Annotated in this window: 16 protein-coding genes; 13 read left to right on the top strand and 3 right to left on the bottom strand. The window is 63.4% G+C overall.

Annotated elements, in window-relative coordinates; translation table 11 throughout:
* Positions 1–4 precede the first annotated feature (4 nt).
* From VGO04_RS17575 to VGO04_RS17565, 3 genes are read left to right on the top strand one after another with little or no spacing between them, the layout of a single operon-like run.
* Positions 5–1,624: an acyl CoA:acetate/3-ketoacid CoA transferase gene (locus VGO04_RS17575; RefSeq protein ID WP_327497259.1), complete on the top strand. Its 1,620-nt coding sequence runs from the start codon at positions 5–7 to the stop codon at positions 1,622–1,624.
* Positions 1,617–2,396 carry an enoyl-CoA hydratase/isomerase family protein gene (locus tag VGO04_RS17570; protein ID WP_327497258.1) on the top strand — a complete coding sequence of 260 codons (780 nt, stop codon included), beginning with the start codon at positions 1,617–1,619 and terminating at the stop codon, positions 2,394–2,396. The genes VGO04_RS17575 and VGO04_RS17570 overlap by 8 nt, the downstream gene beginning before the upstream one ends.
* Positions 2,396–3,904, top strand: a complete 1,509-nt coding sequence (locus VGO04_RS17565; protein WP_327497257.1) for an aldehyde dehydrogenase family protein — start codon at positions 2,396–2,398, stop codon at positions 3,902–3,904. Before VGO04_RS17570 ends, VGO04_RS17565 begins: the two co-directional genes overlap by 1 nt.
* A gap of 100 nt (positions 3,905–4,004) precedes the next feature.
* Here the strand turns inward: VGO04_RS17565 and VGO04_RS17560 are convergent, their stop codons facing one another.
* Positions 4,005–5,069 carry a LacI family transcriptional regulator gene (locus VGO04_RS17560; protein ID WP_327497256.1) on the bottom strand — a complete coding sequence of 355 codons (1,065 nt, stop codon included), beginning with the start codon at positions 5,067–5,069 and terminating at the stop codon, positions 4,005–4,007.
* A gap of 302 nt (positions 5,070–5,371) precedes the next feature.
* Between VGO04_RS17560 and VGO04_RS17555 the strand changes: the two genes are divergently transcribed.
* The 9 genes from VGO04_RS17555 to VGO04_RS17515 all read left to right on the top strand — a co-directional run bounded on the left by VGO04_RS17555 (position 5,372) and on the right by VGO04_RS17515 (position 15,319).
* The gene (locus tag VGO04_RS17555) at positions 5,372–6,616 is read left to right on the top strand and encodes an ABC transporter substrate-binding protein (protein WP_327497255.1); all 1,245 of its coding nucleotides are present in this window, start codon (positions 5,372–5,374) and stop codon (positions 6,614–6,616) included.
* Positions 6,617–6,790: 174 nt separating this feature from the next.
* A complete protein-coding gene (locus tag VGO04_RS17550; protein WP_327497254.1) occupies positions 6,791–7,669 on the top strand; it encodes a sugar ABC transporter permease in 879 nt (292 codons plus the stop codon).
* The gene (locus VGO04_RS17545) at positions 7,669–8,550 is read left to right on the top strand and encodes a carbohydrate ABC transporter permease (RefSeq protein ID WP_327497253.1); all 882 of its coding nucleotides are present in this window, start codon (positions 7,669–7,671) and stop codon (positions 8,548–8,550) included. Before VGO04_RS17550 ends, VGO04_RS17545 begins: the two co-directional genes overlap by 1 nt.
* A gap of 4 nt (positions 8,551–8,554) precedes the next feature.
* Positions 8,555–9,670 (top strand): ABC transporter ATP-binding protein, encoded by a 1,116-nt coding sequence (locus tag VGO04_RS17540; RefSeq protein ID WP_327497252.1) that lies wholly within the window; start codon positions 8,555–8,557, stop codon positions 9,668–9,670.
* A 6-nt stretch (positions 9,671–9,676) separates the two neighbouring features.
* On the top strand, positions 9,677–11,185 hold the full coding sequence (locus VGO04_RS17535; protein ID WP_327497251.1) for a GMC family oxidoreductase: 1,509 nt from the start codon (positions 9,677–9,679) through the stop codon (positions 11,183–11,185).
* Positions 11,182–11,961, top strand: a complete 780-nt coding sequence (locus tag VGO04_RS17530) for a 3-ketoacyl-ACP reductase (RefSeq protein WP_327497250.1) — start codon at positions 11,182–11,184, stop codon at positions 11,959–11,961. The genes VGO04_RS17535 and VGO04_RS17530 overlap by 4 nt, the downstream gene beginning before the upstream one ends.
* 102 nt (positions 11,962–12,063) lie before the next feature.
* A complete protein-coding gene (locus VGO04_RS17525; protein WP_327497249.1) occupies positions 12,064–13,719 on the top strand; it encodes a GMC family oxidoreductase in 1,656 nt (551 codons plus the stop codon).
* 7 nt (positions 13,720–13,726) lie between these two features.
* Positions 13,727–14,044, top strand: a complete 318-nt coding sequence (locus VGO04_RS17520) for a Dabb family protein (RefSeq protein ID WP_327497248.1) — start codon at positions 13,727–13,729, stop codon at positions 14,042–14,044.
* 9 nt (positions 14,045–14,053) lie between these two features.
* Entirely contained in the window at positions 14,054–15,319 is a 1,266-nt protein-coding gene (locus VGO04_RS17515; protein ID WP_327497247.1) for a glycerate kinase, read from the top strand.
* Between the two features lie 105 nt (positions 15,320–15,424).
* On the opposite strand, the gene VGO04_RS17510 is transcribed toward VGO04_RS17515, so the two are convergent.
* Positions 15,425–16,762: an aspartate aminotransferase family protein gene (locus VGO04_RS17510; protein WP_327497246.1), complete on the bottom strand. Its 1,338-nt coding sequence runs from the start codon at positions 16,760–16,762 to the stop codon at positions 15,425–15,427.
* A gap of 148 nt (positions 16,763–16,910) precedes the next feature.
* Between VGO04_RS17510 and VGO04_RS17505 the strand changes: the two genes are divergently transcribed.
* A complete protein-coding gene (locus VGO04_RS17505; RefSeq protein WP_327497245.1) occupies positions 16,911–17,459 on the top strand; it encodes a cupin domain-containing protein in 549 nt (182 codons plus the stop codon).
* A gap of 268 nt (positions 17,460–17,727) precedes the next feature.
* On the opposite strand, the gene VGO04_RS17500 is transcribed toward VGO04_RS17505, so the two are convergent.
* A complete protein-coding gene (locus tag VGO04_RS17500) occupies positions 17,728–18,960 on the bottom strand; it encodes a pyridoxal phosphate-dependent aminotransferase (protein WP_327497244.1) in 1,233 nt (410 codons plus the stop codon).
* Positions 18,961–18,965: the final 5 nt, after the last annotated feature.

Genomic DNA, 18,965 nt, shown 5'->3' with positions numbered 1-18,965 from the left:
ACGGATGTCGATGAACAAGCACATATCGCCGGCTGAAGCGGCTGCCCTGATCCCGGACGGTGCGGTGGTTTCCGTATCGTCGTCGAGCGGCCTCGGTTGCCCGGACCTGATGCTCAAAGCCATCGGCGAGCGCTTCGAGGCGACCGGACACCCGCGCAACCTCACGACGCTGCATCCGATCGCAGCCGGCGACATGAGCGGCATCAAGGGTGTCGACTACATCGCCAAAAAGGGTCTGCTGAAAAAGATCATCGGCGGCTCCTATCCCTCCGGCCCGTCGAGTGCGGAACCGCCGCTGATCTGGCAGATGATCGGCGCCAACGAGGTGGCTGCCTACAATGTCCCTTCCGGTATCCTGTTCGACATGCACCGCGAGGCGGCGGCCAAGCGCCCCGGCGTGATGACCAAGGTCGGCCTCGACACCTTCGTCGATCCGTCGCGCGAAGGCTGCGCGATGAACGCTTCGGCCGCAGCCGAACCGGTCGTGAAGAAGGTTTCGTTCGAGGGCGAAGACTGGCTCTATTTCAAGGCGATCGCGCCGCAGGTGGCGATCATCCGGGCGACGACGGCGGACGAGCGCGGCAACCTCACCTATGAACACGAAGGTGCTTATCTCGGCGGTCTCGACCAGGCGCTCGCCGCCCGCAACAATGGCGGCATCGTCATTGCCCAGGTCAAGCGCATCACCAAGGAAGGCTCGCTCAAACCCCACGATGTGCGGGTGCCGGGCGTGCTGGTGGATTATGTCGTCGTCGATCCTGACCAAAAGCAGACGACCCAGACGCTTTACGATCCCGCGATCTCGGGCGAGATCTTCCGGCCGCTCGACAGTTTCCGCGTGCCGGAATTCAACATCCAGAAGGTCATTGCCCGCCGCGTGGCGCAGGAGTTGCAAGCCGGCAGCGCCGTCAATCTCGGCTTCGGCATTTCGGCCAACGTGCCGCGCATCCTGCTCGAAGAAGGGCTGCACGGTGCCGTCACCTGGGTGATCGAGCAGGGCGCCGTCGGCGGCGTGCCGCTCTTGGACTTCGCCTTCGGCTGTGCGTCGAACGCCGATGCTTTCATGCCCTCGCCCTACCAGTTCACTTACTTCCAGGGCGCCGGCTTCGACGCCTCGCTGCTCTCGTTCCTCGAGATCGACCGTCACGGCTCGGTCAACGTGTCAAAACTCTCCTTCCGTCCGCATGTGACGGCCGGCGCCGGCGGCTTCGTCGACATCACCGCGCGGGCAAAGAAGATCGTCTTTTCCGGCATGTTCAACGCGGGCGCAAAACTTGCGATCGCCGACGGCAAACTGGTCATCGAGAAGGAAGGCAAGCTGAAGAAGCTGGTCAACGAGGTCGAGCACGTCACCTTCTCCGGCCGTCGCGGCATCGAGCAGGGCCAGGACATCACTTATGTGACCGAGCGCTGCGTGATGAAGCTGACGCCTGAGGGCGTGATGCTGACCGAGATCGCGCCGGGCGTCGATCTGCAGGCGCATATTCTCGACCAATCGGAAGTCCCGCTGATCGTGTCCGACACGCTGAAGACGATGGATGTCGCCCTGTTCCAGGAAGCACCGATCGGTCTTGAGCTGCCAAAAAAGGCGCAGCGCCGGCTTGACGGAGGCGACCGTGGCTGAGGGACGCATCCGCATCGAGGTGGACGGCGCGATCGCGACGATGACGGTTGCGCGGCCAGAAAAACTCAACGCATTCGACATCGACATGTTGAAGGCGCTGGCCTCGGCCTGCGATGAGGTCGAGGCCGACCGCAACATCCGCGTCGTGATCCTGACCGGTGAAGGCAAGGCGTTTTCCGCCGGCGGTGACATCAAGGCCTGGGGCGGCATGGATGCGCCCGCGTTCGGTCATGACTGGGTGCGTTTCGGCCACCGTGTCTTCGAACGCCTGGCGACGCTGCGCATGCCTGTGATCGCCGCGCTCAACGGCCACGCGCTCGGTGGCGGGCTGGAGCTTGCGGCCGCGGCCGATATCCGGCTGGCCGAGGCGCAGATCAAGATCGGCTTGCCGGAGACGAGCCTCGGCATGGTGCCTGGCTGGTCCGGCACGCAGCGGCTCGTTTCCCGCTTCGGTGCCCAGATCGTCAGGCGCATGGTGCTGGGCGGCGAGATGTTCACGGCCGAGGCGGCCCTTCGCGAAGGTCTGGTCGATGCGGTCGTCGAGACCGGAACCGTTCTTGCGGCTGCCCGCGACTATGCGGCGCGTGTGGCCAAGCGGGGGCCTGCGGCGCTCGAGATATCGAAACTGATGATCGCTTCGGCGAATGGAGAGGACAACGGCTCTGCGGTCGAAGCGCTCGGCTCGATCCTCGTTGCCAAGACCGGCGACCTCAAGGAAGGCGTCGCCGCCTTCACCGAAAAGCGTGAAGCCCAATTCAAGGGAGAATGGTAATGACCGTGCTCGTGAAACCCAAGCCGATCGAGATCCACAAGGTCCGGGCCTTCCAGATGCTGATCGACGGCAAATGGGTGGACAGCGCCGAAGGCCGCACGATCGAGCGCGTGGCGCCGGGCCATGGCGTCGTCGTCAGCCGCTATCAGGCTGGCACCAAGGCCGATGCCGAAAAGGCGATCGCTGCCGCCCGCCGCGCCTTCGACGAGGGTAGGTGGCCGCGCATGACCGCGTCCGAGCGCTCGCTGGTGCTTTTGCGGGCTGCCGACATCATCGCAGAACGTGCCGATGAACTCGCCTATCTCGATGCGATCGAGTCCGGCAAGCCGATCAGCCAGGCGAAGGGCGAACTTGGTGGCGCCGCTGACATCTGGCGGTACGCTGCGGCCCTTGCCCGCGACCTGCATGGCGAAAGCTACAACACGCTTGGCGACGGCACGCTCGGTGTCGTATTGCGCGAGGCGATCGGTGTCGTCTCAATTATCACGCCTTGGAACTTCCCGTTCCTGATCGTCAGCCAGAAACTACCCTTTGCGCTTGCGGCCGGCTGCACCACGGTCGTGAAGCCGTCGGAGCTGACCTCGGCCTCGACGCTGCTGCTCGGTGAAATCCTGGAAGCGGCCGGCGTTCCCGCTGGTGTCGTCAACATTATCACAGGCACTGGGCCAGAAGTCGGTGCGCCAATGACGACCCATCCAGACGTCGATATGGTGTCCTTCACCGGCTCGACCGGCGTCGGTCGCCTGACCATGGCCAATGCCGCGCAGACGCTGAAGAAGGTGTCGCTGGAGCTTGGCGGCAAGAACCCGCAGATCGTCTTTCCCGACGCCAATCTCGACGAGTTCATCGATGCCGCGGTCTTCGGCGCCTATTTCAACGCCGGAGAATGCTGCAATGCCGGTTCGCGGTTGATCCTGCACCGTGACATCGCCGATGAGGTGACGCGCCGCATCGCCGATCTCTCGGCAAAGGTGAAGGTCGGCGATCCGCTTGATCCCGAAACCCAGGTCGGCGCGATCATCACGCCACAGCATCTGGAAAAGATTGCCGGCTATGTTTCTGCCGCGTCAAAGGAAGGCGCTGCGGTCGCCCATGGCGGCACGGTGCTGGATCTCGGCATGGGCCAGTTCATGGCGCCGACGATACTTTCGGGCGTGCGTCCGGAGATGCCGGTGGCGCGTGAGGAAGTGTTCGGTCCGGTCCTTTCCGTCCTGACCTTCGAGACGACGGAAGAGGCGATCCGCATCGCCAATGCGATCGACTACGGCCTATCGGCCGGCGTGTGGAGCCGCGATTTCGACACCTGCCTGACGATCGGCCGCCGCGTGCGCGCCGGCACCATCTGGATGAACACCTTCATGGACGGTGCGTCGGAGCTTCCTTTTGGTGGCTACCGCCAGTCTGGCCTTGGCCGCGAACTCGGTCGACATTCGGTTGAGGACTACACCGAGACAAAGACGCTCAACATGCATATGGGGCCGCGCACTGGCTGGTGGATGCCGCGTTAAGGCTTGGGTTCAGGGAGGAAAAACGATGCGGATCGGGGGCGGAAAACAGGAGCGGAAGGCAGCGCCACGCGGCGCAGCCCTGCGTATCCTCTGCGCCCGGTCAGGCGGAGGAACCGAAGCTTGCGGGGATCTGCGGACAGAGAAGCAGTTGCAGCTTGCTGGTGTCGCTCTCGCCACCGATCTTCTGCAGGAGCACCCGGCCCATGTCCTCGCCGGTTGCGGTCAGGTCCTCGTAAATCGTCTCGACCTGCGGCTGGATGGCGCTCAGCAGGTGCGACGTCTGCTTGGCGACGATGTCGTACTCGCGGCCAAGCGTCAGTCCGCAATCACTCATGCCGGTGATGGTCGCCAGTGCGCAGACCTCGCCGCCGCACATGAAGCTGTCGGGCGGATCGGCCTCGGTATAGCGCTGGCGGACGCGGTCGCGGATTGCCCCGGCCGGGCTGTCGAGATCGATGCCGGTGAGGATTTCGTAGGCGCAGCCCGCTTCGCGCACCGCAGTCATGAAGCCGTGCTGCAGGTGGCCGGTGAAGGTGAAATCGGCCGGTCCGCTGATCAGCGCCGGCTTGCGCCTGCCCTTGGCGATCAGGCGCTTCGTCGCCTGATAGGAGAAGGTGAAATTGTCGTAGTCGACGTAGGGGTGCGGCGTGGAAAGTTCGGTGCGCCCATGGGTCACGAAGGGAAAACCGAGATCGGAGAGCAGCCGGACACGCGGATCGAGCGGTTCGGTGCGCGAGAAGATCAGGCCGTCGGCCATGGCGTTGCGGGTGATGTAGTGCACCGCTTCCACATTGGTCTTGTTGAGGAAGTTCGGCATGACGATCAGGTGGTAGGCAGTGCCCTGCAGCGCCTTGGCGATACCGCTCATGATCGAGGTGCCGTAGCCGAGGATTTCCTCGTGCGGGTCGAGCAGAACGCCAATTACGTTGGTGCGGCCGGTCTTCAGGCGCTGGGCCGCGCGGTCGGGCGAGTAGCCGATCTCGTCGGCGACCTCACGCACGCGCTTGCGGGTCTCAAGCGAGATCTGCGGCGCATCGGAGAGCGCGCGCGAAACGGTGGTGACCGCAAGGCCGGTGATTTCCGCGATCGTGCGAAGCGTCGGCTTGCCGCGCTTGGCGGCAGAACCACTGTCTTCGGCGTGAACGGGCTTGGAAGGGTCGGCCAATGCTGATCATCCTGAAAGCGGGCAAGAGCGGCTTTTGTAACGTGGTGCGAACGCATAGGCAATCGAATCATGAAAACGTTTTAAATCTCGCAATGCGACATTGATTGCTGCGGTGCAATACCCAGAATGCGCTATATAATTCAGTAAATTCAAACGGTTCCGAAGGTGCTAAAATGCAAATTGGCGGAATGCTTGACTTGCTGAATTTATAACGTTTTAAATGGCCAGCCGCTGGCTCAAGCGGCGCGAATTCCGGGGTGGAGGAGGTTCCGCCTCGTTAACTTGCAAACGGGAGGATAACGATGCGCAAGTTGATGACGACGACGGCCGTTGTGGCGCTGATAATGGCGGCCACCGCCGCGCGCGCAGCCGAAAATGTGGAAGTTCTGCACTGGTGGACATCCGGTGGCGAAGCCGCCGCACTCGACGTTCTGAAGAAGGACCTGGAAAGCAAGGGCATTTCCTGGACCGACATGCCGGTTGCCGGTGGTGGCGGCACGGAAGCCATGACCGTTCTGCGCGCCCGCGTCACCGCAGGCAACGCGCCGACCGCCGTGCAGATGCTCGGCTTCGACATTCTCGACTGGGCCAAGGAAGGCGCACTCGGCAACCTCGACGAGACCGCTTCCAAGGAAGGCTGGGACAAGGTGATCCCGACCGCCCTTCAGCAGTTCTCGAAATATGACGGCCACTGGATCGCTGCACCCGTCAACGTTCACTCGACCAACTGGGTCTGGATCAACAAGGCGGCGCTCGACAAGGCCGGCGGCAAGGAGCCGACGAACTGGGACGAGCTGGTTGCTCTTCTCGACAACTTCAAGGCGCAAGGCATCACCCCGATCGCCCATGGTGGCCAGCCCTGGCAGGATGCAACAATCTTCGATGCGGTCGTGCTCTCGCTCGGCACGGACTTCTACAAGCAGGCCTTCATCGACCTCGACCCGGCAGCGCTCGGCGGCGACAAGATGAAGGAAGCCTTCGATCGCATGACGAAGCTGCGCTCCTATGTCGACGACAACTTCTCGGGTCGTGACTGGAACCTCGCTTCCGCCATGGTCATCGAGAACAAGGCCGGCCTGCAGTTCATGGGTGACTGGGCCAAGGGCGAATTCCTGAAGGCCAAGAAGGTGCCGGGCACCGACTTCGTCTGCATGCGCTTCCCGGGCACGCAAGGCTCGGTCACCTTCAACTCCGACCAGTTCGCGATGTTCAAGGTTGCCGACGACAAGGTACCGGCCCAGCTCGCCATGGCTTCGGCGATCGAAAGCCCGACCTTCCAATCGGCCTTCAACGTGGTCAAGGGTTCGGTACCGGCTCGCACCGACGTTCCGGACACGGCCTTCGACGACTGCGGCAAGAAGGGCATCAAGGACCTGGCCGAAGCCAACACCAACGGCAAGCTCTTCGGTTCCATGGCGCACGGCCATGCCAACCCGGCAGCCGTCAAGAACGCGATCTACGACGTCGTGACGCGTGAGTTCAACGGCGAACTGACGTCCGACGAGGCCGTCAAGGAACTGGTCGCAGCCGTCGCGGCCGCGAAGTAACGGGCTCGTTCCGGGGCGCGCTCAAAGCGCCCCGGACACCCACTCCGACATGCAAGCGCCGTCGAACCGCCGTGGCCAATGGGACGCGGGGTGGGGCGCTTTGATACCCAGAACCTCGCGCGGATGCCGATACCAGGGATTTCCCGACGGCCGCGCCAGAAGTGGTGAACGTTCATGGATAGCCGCAGTCGCCTGCAGGACCTGATACCGAAGCTGGTCCTTGCCCCGAGCTTCCTCATCGTCCTGATCTTTGTCTATGGCTTCATTGCCTATACCGGCTTCCTGTCGATGACGGACAGCAACATGCTGCCGTCCTACAATTTCGTCGGTCTAAGCAACTATGCCAAGCTCTGGGCGCTGCCGCATTGGTGGCGGGCGGTGAGCAACCTGGCGATCTTCGCCGCGCTCTACATCGCCATCTGCTCCGTGCTCGGGCTCGGGCTGGCTATCCTGCTCGACCAGAAGATCCGCGCCGAAGGGTTCCTGCGGCCGATCTATCTCTACCCGATGGCGCTGTCCTTCATCGTGACAGGCACCGCTTGGAAGTGGTTCCTCGACCCCGGCATCGGCCTTGAAAACACCATGCACCTCTGGGGCTGGGAGAGCTTCTCCTTCAACTGGATCAAGGACCGCAACTACGCGATCTACTGCGTCGTCATCGCCGCCGTCTGGCAGTCGACCGGCTTCATCATGGCGATGTTCCTGGCCGGCCTTCGCGGCGTCGACAATGAGATCATCAAGGCGGCGCAGATCGACGGCGCAAAGACCTCGACGATCTATCGCCGGATCATCATTCCCTTGATGCGCCCGGTCTTCCTCTCGGCCTTCGTCGTGCTCGCGCATCTGGCGATCAAGGCCTACGACCTGATCATCGCGCTCACCGGCGGTGGGCCGGGGCAGGCGACCGAACTGCCGGCGACCTTCATGTATTCCTACACCTTCACCCGCAACCAGATGGGCATCGGCGCGTCCTCGGCGATCATCATGCTGGTGATGATCTTCTCGATCATCGTTCCCTATCTCTATTCCGAAATCCGGGGAGCAAAACGCTGATGAGCGCTCCGAGCCCAGACAACATCATCTCGCACAACCGCCTCACCCGCGCGTTGATCTACACCGCGCTGATCCTCTTTGCGCTCTATTCGCTGCTGCCGCTCTACGTCATGCTGGTGAATTCGGTGAAGCCGCTCGACGAGATCCGCCAGGGCGGCATGCTCAACCTGCCGCAGTCCTTTACCATCGAGCCCTGGCTTCAGGCCTGGTCGACGGCCCAGATCGGCGTGCAGCCGACGGGCCTGAAACCCTTCTTCATCAACTCGATCCTGATGGTCGTGCCGGCCGTTGCGATCTCGACGATCATCGGCGCGCTCAATGGCTACGTGCTGACGAAGTGGCGCTTTCCCGGTGCCAACATCTTCTTCGGCATGCTGCTTCTGTCGTGCTTCATCCCGTTCCAGATCGTGCTGATCCCGATGGCGCGCATCCTCGGTATCCTCGGGCTCGCCGGTTCGATCTGGGGCCTGATCTTCGTCCACGTGATCTACGGCATCGGCTTCACGACGCTCTACTTCCGCAACTACTACGAGGCGTTCCCGACCGAGCTGGTGCGTGCAGCACAGATCGACGGCGCAAGCTTCTTCCAGATCTTCTGGCGCATCCTGTTGCCGTCGTCCGGACCGATCATCGTCGTCTCGGTCATCTGGCAGTTCACCAACATCTGGAACGACTTCCTGTTCGGCGCGTCCTTCTCCGGACCCTATTCGACGCCGATGACGGTCGCACTCAACAACCTCGTTTCGTCCTCGACAGGCGTCAAGGAATACAACGTCCACTTCGCAGGCGCGATCCTTGCCGCCCTGCCAACGCTCATCGTCTACATCGTGTCCGGCCGCTACTTCGTTCGCGGGCTGATGTCGGGCGCCGTGAAAGGATAAGCTCATGTCTTTCTTGAAAATCAGCAACCTGCGCAAATCCTATGGCTCGCTCGAGATCCTGAAGGACATCAACCTGGAGATTGAAAAGGGTGGCTTCCTCGTGCTCGTCGGCCCGTCCGGCTGCGGCAAGTCCACGCTTCTCAACACCATCGCCGGTCTGGAGCCGATCACCTCGGGCGAGATCGCCATCAATGGCCGCTCGGTCGCCGATCTGCATCCGTCCAAGCGCGACATCGCCATGGTGTTCCAGTCCTATGCGCTCTATCCGAACATGACGGTTGCCGGAAACATCGCCTTCGGCATGGAAATCCGCGGCGTGCCGAAGGAGGAGCGTGAAAAGGCAATCAAGCAGGTCTCGGAAATGCTGCAGATCGGCCATCTGCTCGATCGCAAGCCGAGCCAGCTTTCCGGCGGCCAGCGCCAGCGCGTCGCCATGGGCCGCGCACTCGTGCGCAATCCGCAGGTCTTCTTGTTCGACGAGCCGCTCTCCAACCTCGACGCCAAGCTGCGCGTCGACATGCGCACGGAAATCAAGCGGCTGCACAACCGCATGAAGACGACGATCGTCTACGTCACCCACGACCAGATCGAGGCGATGACGCTGGCAACGAAGATCGCCGTCCTGAAGGACGGGGTGCTGCAGCAATTCGGCACACCGGCCGAGATCTACAACAACCCGGCCAACATGTTCGTCGCCGACTTCATGGGCTCGCCGGCGATGAACCTTCTGACTGCGCGGATCGAAAAGAATGGTTCCGACATCGCGGTCACGCTGGCGCGTCCGAATTCCGAACCGCTGAAGCTCGCGGTGCCACAGGCCAACGGCGCGCTCTCGGCCTATGCCGGCAAGGACGTGGTCTTCGGCATCCGACCGGAGGCGCTGACCGACCCTGACGGTGCCGATCGCAATGCCAAGGTGGTCGCCGAGGGCGAATGCCTGATCGAGGTGGTCGAACCCGCAGGCTCCGATACGTTCGCGGTCACGCGTCTCGGCGGCAAGGAGATCGTTGCTCGGCTCAGAGCCGACGCTCGCATCGCGCCCGGCCAGACCTCGCGTCTCGCCTTCAACCTCGACAAGGCGGTGTTCTTCGATCCGCAAAGCCAGCAGCGGATCGCGTAACGAACAATGCAGGAGCAGCCGGACATCGTCATCATCGGGTCGGGGATCGGCGGCTCCACCATTGCGGCGGGGCTTGCGGGCTCTGGTGCCCGCATCGCCATCCTCGAGCGCGGCGAGCGCCTGCCCGACACGCCGGAGGCGCGCAGCTACAGCTCTATCTTCGTCAAGGGCCATTTCCGGCCGAAGGAGATGTGGCGCGAGCCAGACGGAACCGAGTTCAACCCGGGGAACTTCTACTTCGTCGGCGGCAATTCCAAGCTCTTCGGCGCGGTGCTTCTGCGCTACCGCGCCGAGGACTTTACCGAGATGCAGCATCTCGGCGGCATTTCGCCGGCGTGGCCCTTTGCCTACGAAGAGCTGGAGCCCTGGTACGGCAAGGCCGAGCGCCTGTTCGAGGTGCGCGGTGAGCTGGGCGACGACCCGACGGAGCCATTCCACAGCTCGTCATACCCTTATGGCCCGGTGCCGGACGAGCCGGCCATTGCCCGCGCCCGCGCCGAGCTGAAGGCACAGGGGCTGCATCCGGCGACACTGCCGCTCGGCGTCGATATCGACACGTGGCTGTCCGGCGGGCGCACGCCCTGGGACGGATTTCCGAACACCGGCAAGGGCAAGAAGGATGCCGAGACGGCACCGCTCGCTGCCGCGCTGAACGATCCGAACATCGAGCTGATCACCTCGGCGCATGTCGACACGCTGGAGGCAGGTCCGGGTGGACGGATCGATGCGATCCACTACACGCATCGGGGCGAGAGAAAGAAGCTGTCGCCGAAATTGGTGATCCTGTCAGCGGGCGCGATCAATTCGGCCGCCATCCTGCTGCGCTCCGGCGATGGCAAGGGGCTGGCCAACGCCTCCGACCAGGTCGGCCGCAACTTCATGAACCACAATTGCAGCGCCATGCTGGCGATCAGTCCGTTCAAGCGCAACGACAGCGTCTACCAGAAGACGTTGATGCTGAACGATTATTACCTGACCGGCGGCAGGAACGGTCTGCCGCTCGGCAACGTGCAATTGCTCGGCAAGATCAACGCCGACATCCTCAAGGCCAATGCACCGGGACTTGGCTCCTGGGCGCCACGCTTCGCCTTCGATCTCATGGCCGGCCATGCGGTCGACTGGTACATGATGACCGAGGACCTGCCGAACCCGGAAAGCCGGATCATGGTCGATGGCAAGGGCATCATCATGCAGTGGCGGCGCTCCAACATGGAGGCGCTCTCCAGTCTGGAGGCGAAGATGCGCGAGCATTTCAAGGCGGCCGGTTATCCGATTGTACTGTCGCAAGCGTTCGACAAGCGCACGCCGTCACATCAATGCGGCACGGTGCGGATGGGCGCGGACCCGAAGGACGCGCCGCTCGACACCTATTGCCGCGCCTTTGATCATCCCAATCTCTTCATCGTCGATGCCGGCTGCCTGCCGACGTCCGCTGCCGTCAACCCGGCGCTGACGGTTGCCGCTCAGGCGCTGCGCGTCGCCGACCATATCGTTGCAAAGGAGCTCCGCTCATGACGTCCTCGACGCGTCCCGTCGCCATCGTCACCGGCGGTCGCCGTGGCATCGGTCTCGGCGTTGCCCGCGCGCTTGCCCGCGAGGGTTTCGATATCGCGATCACCGGCCTCGGCGCCGCGGATGCCACGACCGCCCAGACGCTGTCCGAGCTTGCGGTCGATAACGGCCGGGCCATCTACATCGAGGCAAACCTGGCCGATGTCGGCGGTCATGCGGCGACCGTCGAGCGCATTCGCACCGAGCTTGGACCGATCCGTTGCCTCGTCAACAATGCCGGCATCGCCTCGGTGGTGCGGGGCGATTTCCTCGACCTCTTGCCGGAGAATTTCGACACGATCGTCGCCACCAACCTGCGCGGGACGGTGTTTTTCACCCAGGCCGTTCTGATCTCGATGCTGACGGATTCGGCCGGTTCGACACCACGGTCGATCATCAACATCACCTCTGTATCGGCGACGATGACATCGCCCGAGCGGCTCGACTATTGCATGACCAAGGCCGGGCTTGCGGCCTTCAGCCAAGGGTTGGCGTTAAGGCTTGCCAGTTCAGGCATATCCGTCTTCGAGATCCGCCCTGGCATCATCCGCTCCGACATGACCGCCGGCGTTTCGGGAAAATACGACACGTTGATCGATGGCGGTCTGGTGCCGATGCGGCGCTGGGGCGAGCCCGACGATATCGGCAACATCGCGGCCGGGCTTGCCGGCGGCAAATTCGGCTTTGCCACCGGCTCGGTCATCCAGGCGGATGGCGGGCTTTCGATCGGCCGACTCTAGTCACAGACAGGATTTGTAAAAGCTCGCACGCGGGCAGTTCTTGAAGTTATCACGTCGAAAATTTGGAACGTTCCAAATCGCGGCGACGGAGGAAAACAGGGAATGAGTTACGACTACATCATCACCGGTGCCGGCCCGGCCGGCTGCGTTCTTGCCAACCGGCTGTCGGAGGATCCGTCGGTGCGTGTCCTGTTGCTGGAAGCCGGCGGCGGCGACTGGAACCCGCTGTTCCATATGCCCGCCGGCTTTGCCAAGATGACCAAAGGGGTCGCCAGCTGGGGCTGGGAAACGGTGCCGCAGAAGCACATGAAGGGCAGGGTACTGCGCTATACACAGGCCAAGGTGATCGGCGGCGGCTCCTCGATCAACGCCCAGCTCTATACCCGCGGCAATGCCGCCGATTACGATCTCTGGGCGTCTGAGGACGGCTGCACCGGCTGGGACTATCGCAGTGTGCTTCCCTATTTCAAGCGCTCGGAAGACAACCAGCGCTTTGCCGACGACTATCACGCTTATGGCGGACCGCTCGGCGTCTCGATGCCGACGGCGGCGCTGCCGATCTGCGACGCCTATATCCGCGCCGGCCAGGAACTCGGCATTCCCTACAACCACGATTTCAACGGCCGCCAGCAGGCGGGCGTCGGCTTCTACCAGTTGACCCAGCGCAACCGCCGACGGTCGAGCGCGTCGCTTGCGTATCTCTCGCCGATCAAGGACCGGCGCAATCTGACGGTTCGCACCGGCGCGCGCGTCGCCCGGATCGTGCTTGAGGGCACCCGCGCCGTCGGTGTCGAGGTTGTCACGGCCAAGGGCAGCGAGATCATCCGGGCTGAGCGGGAAGTGCTGGTTTCCTCCGGCGCCATCGGGTCGCCGAAGCTGCTATTGCAGTCCGGCATCGGCCCGGCGGATCACCTGAAATCAGCAGGCGTTTCAGTGAAACACGACCTGCCGGGCGTCGGCGGCAACCTGCAGGATCACCTTGATCTCTTCGTGATTTCCGAATGCACCGGCGACCACACCTATGACGGCGTGGCAAAACTCCATCGCACGCTATGGGCCGGCCTGCAATATGTGCTCTTCCGCTCGGGCCCGGTGGCGTCGTCACTGTTTGAGACCGGCGGCTTCTGGTATGCCGACCCCAATGCGCGCTCGCCCGACATCCAGTTCCATCTGGGGCTAGGCTCGGGGATCGAGGCCGGCGTCGAAAAGCTGAAGAATGCCGGCGTGACGCTGAACTCCGCCTATCTGCATCCGCGCTCGCGTGGCACCGTGCGGCTTTCCTCTTCCGATCCGGCCGCTGCACCGCTGATCGATCCCAACTATTGGGAGGATCCGCATGACCGCAAGATGTCGATCGAGGGCCTGAAGATCGCCCGCGAGATCATGCAGCAGGCAGCACTCAAACCCTTCGTGCTGGCCGAGCGCCTGCCGGGCAATTCGATCGTCAGCGACGAGCAGTTCTTCGACTATGGCTGCGCCAATGCCAAGACCGACCATCACCCGGTCGGCACCTGCAAGATGGGTACGGACGCTTCAGCCGTTGTCGGCCTCGATCTGAAGGTGCGCGGGCTTGAAGGCCTGCGTGTCTGCGACAGCTCGGTGATGCCGCGCGTTCCCTCTTGCAACACCAACGGCCCGACGATCATGATGGGGGAGAAGGGCGCAGACATCATCCGCGGGCTGCAACCGCTGCCGCCGGCGATCTTCGCCCACGAACGCAACGACAGCCGCCCGCGCGCCCGCGCCGATATCCGTTGAGGTCCCCATGATCCGCCATTGCGTCTTCATCCGCTTCCGCCCCGAAATCACTCGGCAGGAAAAGGCGACGATCTTTGCCGAAATATCTGCGCTGAAGTCGCGGCTACCCGGCTTTCTTGCCGCGCATGTCGGCGCCAATGTCAGCCCGGAAGTGGGCATGGACAAGGGGTTTGCCGAAGGCTTCATCGTCGACTTCGCCGATGCGGCGGCACGCGACGCCTATCTTGAGGACGAGGAGCATCGCAAGACCGGCGCCAAGATCGTCGCCGCCGCCGAAGGCGGCATCGCCGGCATCTTTGTCTACGATCTCGAAATTGGCGGCTGAGTGAACGCCATGATCGATGCGCGCCCCTTCCTGACCCGGCTGTTCGAGGAAGCCGTTCGCGCCGCTGACCCCTATGAGGCGATCAAGGCGCACCTGCCTGACCCGCCGAAAGGGCGGACGGTCGTCGTCGGCGCCGGCAAGGCGGCAAGCCAGATGGCGGCCGCTTTCGAGCGGCTGTGGAAGCGTCCTTTCAGCGGCACGGTCGTGGCGCGGCACGGACCGGTGGAGCCGTGCGAGACAATCACCGTGCTGCAATCGGCCCATCCGGTTCCGGACGAAGCGGGGCTTGTCGCGTCGGATGCGTTGCTGAAGACGGTCACAGGTCTGACCTCGGACGATCTGGTCATCGCGCTGATCTCCGGTGGCGGTTCCGCCCTGTTGCCGGCGCCGCCAGAAGGCCTGGAACTTGCCGACGGGATCGCGGTGAACAGGGCGCTGCTGGCCTCGGGGGCTCCAATTTCGGCGATGAACGTCGTGCGCAAGCACGTGTCGCGGATCAAGGGCGGGCGGCTTGCTGCTGCCGCCTATCCGGCACGCGTCGTCAGCCTCGTCGTCTCCGACGTTCCCGGAGATAACCCGGCCTTCGTCGCTTCGGGGCCGACCGTTCCCGATCGGAGCACCGCCGAAGAAGCGCTCGAAATCGTTGCCCGCTATCGCATGGAGCTTCCCGACGGTGTGATGGCGCATCTGCGCTCAGAGGCAGCGACAGCACCCGGTCCCGACGATCCGCGGTTCGTCGGCCACGAATGCCACGTGATCGCATCTGCCGCCGTTTCGCTCGAAGCGGCCGCGGCCAAGGCGCGTGAACTCGGCATCGAGGCGCACATCCTTTCCGATGCCATCGAAGGCGAGGCGCGCGACATCGGCCGCATGCACGCGGCCCTTGCCCGCGAGGTGGCGCTGAGGAACCGTCCTTTCGACAAGCCGGTGGTGCTTCTGTCCGGCGGCGAGACGACGGTGACGATCTCCGGCAAGGACTATGGCAAGGGCGGGCGTAACAGCGAGTTCCTCTTGTCGCTGGCGCTCGATATCGACGGTGTCTCGGGGATCGATGCTCTTGCCGCCGATACCGATGGCATCGACGGTTCGGAAGACAATGCCGGCGCCTTTGCCGATGGGCAGAGCATTTCCCGCATGCGGGCGGCTGGTATCGATCCGCGGCTCCATCTCGCCCGCCACGACGCCTGGTCGGCCTTTTCGGCGAGCGGCGATCTCTTCGTGCCCGGGCCGACCGGAACGAATGTCAACGATTTCCGGGCGCTGCTGATCCGCTGAGGCGCGGCGTCTGCAAGGAAGTTAGCCGGATTCCATCTTCGATTGGAAACGACAACGCCGCCGCCGAGAACATTCGGCGGCGGCGTTTCCTTGACGGAGCTTATCTTACTTGGCGCGCTTCAGAGCATCGCCGAGGATCGAGACGATCTCATCAAAGTGCTTCTCTTCGGCGATCAGCGGCGGCGAGAAGGCGATAATGTCGCCGGTCACGCGGATCAGCAGGCCCTTTTCGAAGCAATCGACGAAGACGTCATAGGCGCGAGCGCCGATCGCGCCGTCGCGCGACTGCAGTTCGATGCCGGCAATGAGCCCGATCGTGCGGATGTCGATGACATTGGGCAGACCTTTGAGCGAATGCATCGCGTCGTGCCAGGCGTCCTGCAGCTCGACGGCGCGGGTCATCAGGCCCTCGTCGCGGTAGATATCGAGCGTGGCGATACCGGCGGCGCAGGCAGCCGGGTGGCCGGAATAGGTGTAGCCGTGGAAGAGCTCGATCGCGTTTTCCGGACCGTGCATCAGCGCGTCATGCACCTTGCGGCTGGCAAAGACCGCGCCCATCGGGATCGCGCCGTTGGTGAGCCCCTTGGCCGCCGTCACCATGTCAGGCGTCACGCCGAAGAAGTCGGTGGCGAAGGCAGCGCCGAGGCGGCCGAAGCCGGTGATCACTTCATCGAAGATCAGCAGAATGCCGTGCTTGTCGCAGATCGCGCGCAGGCGTTCGAGATAGCCCTTCGGCGGGATGAGCACGCCGGTCGAGCCGGCAACGGGCTCGACGATGCAGGCGGCAATCGTCTCGGCGCCATGCAGCGCCACCAGACGCTCGAGATCGTCGGCAAGCTCGGCGCCGTGCTCCGGCTGGCCCTTGACGAAGGCGTTCTTGGCGGGGTCGTGGGTGTGGCGCAGATGGTCGGAGCCAGGAAGCTGCGGGAAGACGCGGCGGTTGTTGAGGATGCCGCCGACCGAAATGCCGCCGAAGCCGACGCCGTGGTAGCCACGTTCGCGGCCGATGAGGCGCGTGCGGGTGCCCTGGCCGATCGCGCGCTGATAGGCGATCGCGATCTTCAGCGCGGTATCGACCGATTCCGAGCCCGAGCCGGTGAAGAACACGCGGTCGAGTTTCTGGCCTTCAGGTCCCGGCGCGATCTCGGCGAGGCGTTCGGCAAAGTCGAAGGCGATCGGGTGGCCCATCTGGAAGGACGGGGCGAAATCCATCGTCGACAGCTGGCGCTCCACGGCCGCGGCTATCTGCCGGCGACCGTGGCCGGCGTTGACGCACCAGAGACCGGCCGTGCCGTCGAGGATCGTGCGACCATCGGTGCTGGTGTAGTGCATGCCCTCGGCGGACGCGAGCAGACGCGGGGCCTGCTTGAACTGCCGGTTGGCGGTAAACGGCATCCAATAGCTGTCGAGTACGGGGGCGTTGGGCTTGGTGTGCTGGTTCATGGCATCCTCCTGAGGTCGCGCGATTGACGCCATGATTTGATTTGCTAAACAAGTCCTTTTCTGTTGTCAGTTAAAGCATTGATTTATAACGTCGTTGAGTGGCGAGTTTTCGCTATTCCGAACAACCTGAACAGGGAAATGTGCGCCCATGAGCGTCGATATCGGAAACCGGCTTCGTCATCTGAGGCTGATGCACAATCTGTCGCAGCGTGAACTCGCCAAACGTGCCGGTGTCACCAACTCTACGATCTCACTGATCGAATCGAACGCCTCCAACCCGTCAGTCGGTGCGCTGAAGCGCATTCTCGACGGGATCCCGATCGGGCTTGCTGAGTTCTTCTCCTTCGAACCGGAGAAGCCGCGCAAGGCATTCTACGCGGCCGAGGAACTGGTCGAGATCGGCAAGGGACCGATTTCCTATCGGCAGATCGGCGACAACCTCTTCGGCCGCAGCCTGCAGATCCTGAAGGAGGTTTATCAGCCGGGCGCGGATACCGGAAAGGTACCGCTGGTGCATGATGGCGAGGAGGGGGGCATCGTGCTTTCGGGCCGTATCGAGGTCACCGTCGATGACGAGCGGCGCATTCTCGGGCCAGGCGACGCCTACTATTTCGAAAGCCGCCGGCCGCATCGGTTTCGTTGCGTCGGGCCGGTGCCTTGCGAAGTGATCAGCGCCTGTACGCCGCCGACGTTTTGACGGGGAGGAGTTTGCGACTGCCCCTTATCCCGCTGCCGCGACCTTCTCCCCGCAGGCGGGGAGAAGCGATATGTGGCTCGCTCCCAATCCCTCTCGGTACCTGGGGGCACGCCAAGCAGCTGCGCTTCGTGCGGAGCGAAGGCAGAAGATTCGTCGTGTGGAAAAGGGGTTGGTGCAGCGATCTCGACGCTGTCCCCTCTCCCCGCAAGCGGGGAGAGGGCTAGGGTGAGGGGCATCTCCGAGCTCGGAGTGCCCGACAACTGTTTGATTACGAGAGCCGCGCGCAGGCGTCGGCGATGCGCGTGAGGGCTTCCTTCAGTTCCGATTCCGAGGTCGCGTAGGAGATACGGAAGAACGGCGAAAGACCGAAGGCCGAGCCTGGAACGACGGCCACATGGGCGTCGTCGAGCAGGTAGGCGCAGAAGTCCGTATCGGTCTCGATCGTCTTGCCCGAAGGGGTGACCTTGCCGAGCATGCCGGCGCAGCCGGAGAAGGTGTAGAAGGCACCTTCCGGAACGCGGCAGTCGAGACCGTCGATGGCGTTGAGACCATTGACGACGAGGTCGCGGCGACGCTGGAAGCTGGCGGTGCGTTCCTTCAGGAACTCCTGCGGTCCCGTGAGCGCTGCCACCGAAGCGGCCTGACTGACGGAGGAGGGGCAGGAGGTCGCCTGGCTCTGGACCACGGCCATGGCCTTGATCAGGTCACGCGGGCCACCGGCATAACCGATACGCCAGCCGGTCATGGCATAGGCCTTGGAGACGCCGTTGACCGTCAGAGTGCGGTCTTTCAGGCGTGGTTCCAGCTGGGCCGGGGTGACGAAACGGAAGCCGTCATAGACGATGTGCTCATACATGTCGTCGACCAGCAGCCACACATGTGGGTGCCTCAGGAGCACATCCAGCAGCGGCCGGTAGTCGGCTGCGCTGTAGGCGGCACCCGAAGGGTTCGACGGCGAGTTCAAGAGCACCCAGCGCGTCTTCGGCGTGATCGCCGCTTCGAGCTTTTCGGCGGTCAGGCGGAAGCCGGAGGAAGCGTCGCAGGGGATCAGAACCGGCTTACCTTCGCAGATCTGGACGATATCCGAATAGGAGGTCCAGTAGGGCGTCGGGATGACGACTTCGTCGCCAGGATTGATCGACGCCATCATGGCGTTGAACAGGATCTGCTTGGCGCCCGTCGCCACCGTGATCTCGTCCTGCTCGTAAGCGAGGCCGTTTTCACGCTGGAACTTTTCGCGGATCGCCTTCTTCAGGTCCGGCGTGCCGTCGAGTGCCGTGTATTTGGTGTCGCCGCGCTTGATTGCCTCGCAGGCGGCGTCCTTGACGTAGTCGGGCGTGTCGAAGTCCGGCTCGCCCGCGCCCAGAATGATCACCGGCTTGCCTTCGCGCTTCATGGCCTGCGCGCGGGCGCCGATCTTCAGGATTTCGGACACCCCGATCGAGGAGATCCGCGAGGCGGGCTGAAAGCCCGCCTCCTTGACCGTTTGGTTGATGGTCATGGTCG

Source organism: Ensifer sp., from assembly GCF_035999185.1.
GTDB lineage: Bacteria > Pseudomonadota > Alphaproteobacteria > Rhizobiales > Rhizobiaceae > Ensifer.
Note: the sequence above shows the minus strand (reverse complement) of the source record. Positions and strands in the feature narration are given on the sequence as shown.